Origin of the sequence: Nocardioides albidus (assembly GCF_006335005.1) — a bacterium.
GTDB classification, from domain to species: Bacteria; Actinomycetota; Actinomycetes; order Propionibacteriales; family Nocardioidaceae; genus Nocardioides; species Nocardioides albidus.
On record NZ_VDMP01000016.1, the window covers coordinates 78,003 to 83,003 of the forward strand.

Consider the following 5,001-nt stretch of genomic DNA (forward strand, 5'->3'; position numbering starts at 1 on the left):
TGGCGCCGCGCGATCACCTCGCGCGTGCCGTGGAGGTGGACGAACGCGACCCGCGGCGCGTGCGCGCGCAGTTGGTCGCGGTAGGCGATCTTGAGCGCGGAGCAGCTGATCACGCCGCCCTGGGCGTCCTGCTCGGCCAGCCACTCGCCGATGGACTCCAGCCACGGACGCCGGTCCTCGTCGTCCAGCGGGACGCCGTCGGTCATCTTGGCGATGTTGGCCGGCGGGTGGAAGTCGTCGGCGTCGGCGAACGGGACGGCGAGGCGCTGCGCGAGGGCGGCGCCGACCGTGGACTTGCCGGAGCCGGAGACACCCATGACGACCAGGAGTGGCATCGGTCGGCCTGCGGTGTGGCTGCTGCCCATGAGAACCTCCAAGTGATGTGCTGGCCGTCACAGTCTGCAACCATTAATCTGCTTTTAACAAGAGGGAAGCCGAAATAAATCTGATCTTTAACGGAGGTGGGCGTGTCCGCGCTCCACGATGACGTCCTCGACGCGCTCGGCCGGCGACTGGTCAGCGGCGACCTCGCCGTCGGCACCGTGCTGACGCTCGACGACATCGACACCGAGTACGACGTGAGCCGCTCGGTGTCGCGCGAGGCGGTCCGGGTCCTCGGGTCCATGGGCATGGTCGCCTCGCGCCGCAGGGTCGGCCTCACGGTGCAGCCACGCTCCTCGTGGCAGGTCTTCGACCCCCGCCTGATCCGCTGGCGGCTCGACTCCGAGGACCGCGCCGCCCAGTTGCGCTCGCTCGGCGAGCTGCGCAGCGGCTTCGAGCCGGTCGCCGCCTCGCTCGCCGCCCGGCGCGCCACGCCCGACCAGTGCGGCGCCCTGACCACGACGGTCGGCGAGATGGTGGTGCACGGGCGAGCGGGCGACCTCGAGGCCTTCCTGGCCGCCGACATCGCCTTCCACCGGCTGCTGCTCGAGGCGTCCGGCAACGAGATGCTCGCCGCGCTCGGGGGTGTCGTCGCCGAGGTGCTGTCGGGCCGCACCCACCACCACCTGATGCCGACCAAGCCCAAGGACGAGGCGATCGACCTGCACGTCGAGGTCGCGCGGGCGGTCCGCTCCGGCGACGTGCGCGCCGCACGCGCCGCGATGGAGGCGATCATCACCGAGGCGACCGACGCGGTCGTGGCCGACTCGACTACGCTCGGGGGCGATGGAGAACACGCCTGACCTCGCGAAGCTGATCGACGACCTGCAGGGCGAGGAGTACCACGTCACCGAGCCGCTGCCGGGCGTCCTCCACGTCAAGGGCCGGTTCTCGAACCCGGAGCGGATCGCCCTGCGGGCCGCCGCGGACGCCGGGGACGTCCCCGTGGCGATCTGGGCGACGAGTCACCACGACGACTGGGCACTCGTCGCGTGGGACCGCCCCGAGCTGGTCACCATCACCCAGAAGGGCGCGACCCCGCAGCGCTGGCGTCACCGCCGACCGCCGGCCACCCTGCGCCCCGACGCGCAGACCTTCCTCGAGGGGGCGTCCTCCCCCTTCGACATCGTGACCCGGCCCAAGCACCAGCCGACCGACGCGGCGCGCGAGGTGCTGGCGCGCTTCGGCATCACCGATCCCCCGCCGCCGGGCTGGGTGCCCCCGGTCGTCGAGGCGCCGCCGGTCCCCGCGGTCCGCGAGAGCCGGGTTCCGGCCGCGACCGAGAAGGCCGCCCGCGCTCCGCGCGCGAGCAAGCCGAAGGCACCCGCGAAGCCGGTCGCCCCCGAGCCGGTGGTGGCGATCTGCCCCACCTGCTTCATGGCGCTGCCGGCCACCGGGATCTGCGACAACTGCGGCTGAGACCGGCCGAGCCCGAGGCAGCCCGGGACTAGATGTCCCAGCTGCCCTCGAGCACCGCGCGGTGCGTGGGCAGCGCCTCGTCGTACAGCCTCCGGCCGGCGTCGGTCAGGCAGACGAAGACGCTGCGCCGGTCCTCCTCGCAGGCCGAGCGCTCGACGAGGCCGTCCTTCTCGAGGCGGGTGATGGCGCGCGAGAGCGCGCTCTGGCTGAGGTGGATGTCGCCGGCGAGATCGGCCATGCGGTACTTGCCGCAGTTGGCGTCGACGACCCGGTCGAGCGTCTCGAACTCGCTCAGCCCGATGCCGTGCCGGTCCTGCAGCGCCTTCTCGAGCGCGCAGCTCACCGCGGCGTGCCGGTCGAGCAGCTGGCGCCACTCGGCGACCAGCGGACTCACGACAGGGGCCTTCGACACGCCTGCATCCTAGCGACCGGGGCCATTTCATGCAAACGCATTATTTGCACTTGCATTCAATGCACGCGCATGGAAGTCTCGATGTCATGTCCTCGACATCCCTCACCGCCCACTCCCCCGCGACCGGCGCGATCCGCTGGTCGCGGCACACCTGGGCCCTGCTCATGACCCTGTGCGTGGTCCTCTTCCTCGACGGCCTCGACGTCTCCATGATCGGCGTCGCCCTGCCCTCCATCGGCGAGGAGCTCGACCTGTCGACCTCCTCGCTCCAGTGGCTGATCAGCGGCTACGTCCTCGGGTACGGCGGCCTCCTGCTCGTCGGCGGGCGCACCGCCGACCTGCTGGGGCGGCGCCGGGTCTTCCTGATCGCCCTCGCCGTCTTCGCCGCGGCGTCCCTGCTGGGCGGTTTGGTCAGCTCGGGCCCGCTGCTCATCGCGACCCGGTTCGTCAAGGGTCTGGCCGCCGCGTTCACCGCTCCCACCGGACTGTCCATCATCACCACGAACTTCGCCGAGGGACCGGCGCGCAACCGGGCGCTGTCGATCTACACGGTGTTCGGCGCGGGCGGCTACTCCTCGGGCCTGCTCTTCGGCGGCCTGATGACCGGAGTCGGCTGGCGCTGGACCTTCCTGCTCCCCGTGCCCATCGCGCTGCTCGCGCTGGCCGCCGCCTGGGTGCTCGTCCCCCGCGACGAGCCGGCCGAGGAGGGCGGGCACGACCTGCTCGGCGCGCTGACCTCCGGCGCCGCGATGCTGCTGCTCGTCTACACCGTGGTCTCCGCACCCGAGATCGGCTGGGGCTCGGCACGAACCGTCGTCTCCTTCGCCGCCGTCGCCCTGCTCTTCGGCGCCTTCCTCGCCATCGAGCGACGCATCGCGCACCCGCTCGTCCGGCTCGGCATCCTCCGCAAGGCCACCCTGGTCCGCGCCAGCCTGGCGATCGTGGCGGTCGGAGGGTCCTACTTCAGCTGGCAGTTCATCGTCACGCTGTTCCTCCAGGACGGCCTGGGCTGGTCTCCGCTCGAGCTGGCACTCGCCCTGCTCCCCATCGGCCTGATGGTCACCCTGTCGGCCGTCTTCTCCGACAAGCTGGTCGACCGCTTCGGCACCGGTCCGATCATCGCGGTGACGATGTCGGTCATGGCGGTGGGCTACCTGCTCTTCACGCTGGGGCTCGACACCACGCCGTCGTACGTCGCGATGCTGCTGCCGACGCTGGTGCTCATCGGCGTCGGATGGATCGGCTTCCCCGCCATCAACATCCAGGCCACGAGCGGGATCGAGGACGACGAGCAGGGTCTCGCGGCCGGCGTGCTGCAGACCTCGATGCAGGTCGGAGCGGCCGTCGTCCTGGCCGTCACGACCGCGATCATCGCCTCGAACGCGGGGGTCGCGACCTCCTCGGCCGCCGCCCTCGACGGCTTCCGGCCCGGCCTGTGGTTCGCCACGGCGGTCAGCGCCGCGGGTGCCCTCGTCGCCGTCGCCGGACTCCTGCTCGACCGCCGGGCGCGGACGAGCGGACGCGACGACGAGCCGCTGCCCGAGATCGAGGCCGAGCTCGCCGGCGCGGCCTGACGGTCGTCCGCACAGCGGCGGGCCCGGGCGATCCAGCGCCCTGGGCCCGCTGCCCGTATCGGACGGGCGCGCGCGGTTAGTGTCAACGCGTGCGGATCCTCCAGAGCGGCGCCGAGATCGGTGACCCGCTCGCGCCGTACCTCGACGTCGACCGCTCCCGTCCGCGCCACGACTGCTGGGTGACCGGGCACATGGTCGCCGGCATCGACGGCACGGCGGCGCGATCGGGCCGCGTCGGCGCGCTGTCCACGGCCGCCGACCAGGAGCTGTTCCGGCGGATGCGGCAGATCGCGGACGTCGTCCTGGTCGGTGCGGAGACCGTCCGGCGCGAGAGGTACGGCCCGGTGCGGCTGAGCGAGCAGGCCCGGGCGGCACGCGCGCAGCTCGGTCGACCGCCGATCCCGCCCGTGGCCGTGGTGAGCAGGTCGCTCGACCTCGACTGGTCGGCCCCGCTCTTCACCCGGCCCGAGGCGCGCACCTACGTCGTGACCTGCGCGGGCGCCGACCCGGCGCGCATCGCCGACGCCGAGGCGGTGGCGACCGTCGTCGTCGCGGGGGACGAGCGCGTCGATCCCGCGCGGGCGTTGGCCGCGCTCGCCGGGCTCGGCCACCGGGTGGTGCTGTGCGAAGGAGGCCCGCGCTGGCTGGGCGAGCTCGTCGCGGCCGAGCGGCTCGACGAGCTGTGCCTCACCGTGACGCCCGTCATCGGCGGCGACCCGCTGCCGGTGTGCGTGAACCCGCCGGGCAACGACGTGACCCCCTTCCGGCTGCACCACGCGATGATCGAGGAGGACGGAACCATGTTCCTGCGTTACCAGCACCGCGGCGGTCAGGATGGCTGAGGACGAGTTCAGCGCGCTGATGGCCCGAGTCGACCCTGCGCTCGTCGTGGTCACCACCGCGGCCGAGGGGCACCGGGCCGGTTGCCTGGTGGGCTTCCACACCCAGTCGAGCATCGACCCGGAGCACTACTGCCTGTGGCTCTCCAAGGCCAACCACACCTACCGGGTCGGGCTGCGCGCGGCCCGGTTCGGCGTGCACTTCCTCACCCGGGACGACCTGCCGCTGGCCGAGCGCTTCGGCACCCGCACCGGCGAGGAGGTGGACAAGTTCGCCGGCCTCGAGGTCGAGGCTCACGACGACGTACCCCTGCTGGAGGCCTGCCCGAACCGCATCCTGGTCGAGCGGATCGCCCTGCTCGACGACGGCGGCGAC

Annotated in this window: 7 protein-coding genes; 5 read left to right on the forward strand and 2 right to left on the reverse strand. The window is 72.4% G+C overall.

Going from position 1 to position 5,001, the window contains the following annotated elements:
- The coding region (locus FHP29_RS03925; RefSeq protein WP_205013848.1) for a gluconokinase at nucleotides 1-335 on the reverse strand (335 nt) is incomplete at its 3' end.
- Between the two features lie 132 nt (nucleotides 336-467).
- On the opposite strand from FHP29_RS03925, the gene FHP29_RS03930 reads away from it, so the two are divergent.
- Nucleotides 468-1,184: a FadR/GntR family transcriptional regulator gene (locus tag FHP29_RS03930; RefSeq protein ID WP_240044296.1), complete on the forward strand. Its 717-nt coding sequence runs from the start codon at nucleotides 468-470 to the stop codon at nucleotides 1,182-1,184.
- Entirely contained in the window at nucleotides 1,168-1,800 is a 633-nt protein-coding gene (locus FHP29_RS03935; RefSeq protein ID WP_139621550.1) for a hypothetical protein, read from the forward strand. The genes FHP29_RS03930 and FHP29_RS03935 overlap by 17 nt, the downstream gene beginning before the upstream one ends.
- Before the next feature lie 28 nt (nucleotides 1,801-1,828).
- On the opposite strand, the gene FHP29_RS03940 is transcribed toward FHP29_RS03935, so the two are convergent.
- Nucleotides 1,829-2,212, reverse strand: a complete 384-nt coding sequence (locus tag FHP29_RS03940; protein WP_192903958.1) for a MarR family winged helix-turn-helix transcriptional regulator — start codon at nucleotides 2,210-2,212, stop codon at nucleotides 1,829-1,831.
- A gap of 86 nt (nucleotides 2,213-2,298) precedes the next feature.
- On the opposite strand from FHP29_RS03940, the gene FHP29_RS03945 reads away from it, so the two are divergent.
- From FHP29_RS03945 to FHP29_RS03955, 3 genes are all read left to right on the forward strand, one after another.
- Nucleotides 2,299-3,786: an MFS transporter gene (locus FHP29_RS03945; protein ID WP_139621551.1), complete on the forward strand. Its 1,488-nt coding sequence runs from the start codon at nucleotides 2,299-2,301 to the stop codon at nucleotides 3,784-3,786.
- 89 nt (nucleotides 3,787-3,875) lie between these two features.
- Entirely contained in the window at nucleotides 3,876-4,628 is a 753-nt protein-coding gene (locus FHP29_RS03950; RefSeq protein ID WP_205013853.1) for a pyrimidine reductase family protein, read from the forward strand.
- Nucleotides 4,621-5,001, forward strand: a 381-nt coding sequence (locus tag FHP29_RS03955; protein ID WP_139621622.1) for a flavin reductase family protein, incomplete at its 3' end; no start/stop codon positions are given. The genes FHP29_RS03950 and FHP29_RS03955, both read left to right, overlap by 8 nt.

Coding starts and splice junctions, on each gene's coding strand:
- FHP29_RS03935 (WP_139621550.1), top strand. CDS start 1,168: ATGGAGAACACGCCTGACCTCGCGAAGCTGATCGACGACCTGCAGGGC.
- FHP29_RS03945 (WP_139621551.1), top strand. CDS start 2,299: ATGTCCTCGACATCCCTCACCGCCCACTCCCCCGCGACCGGCGCGATC.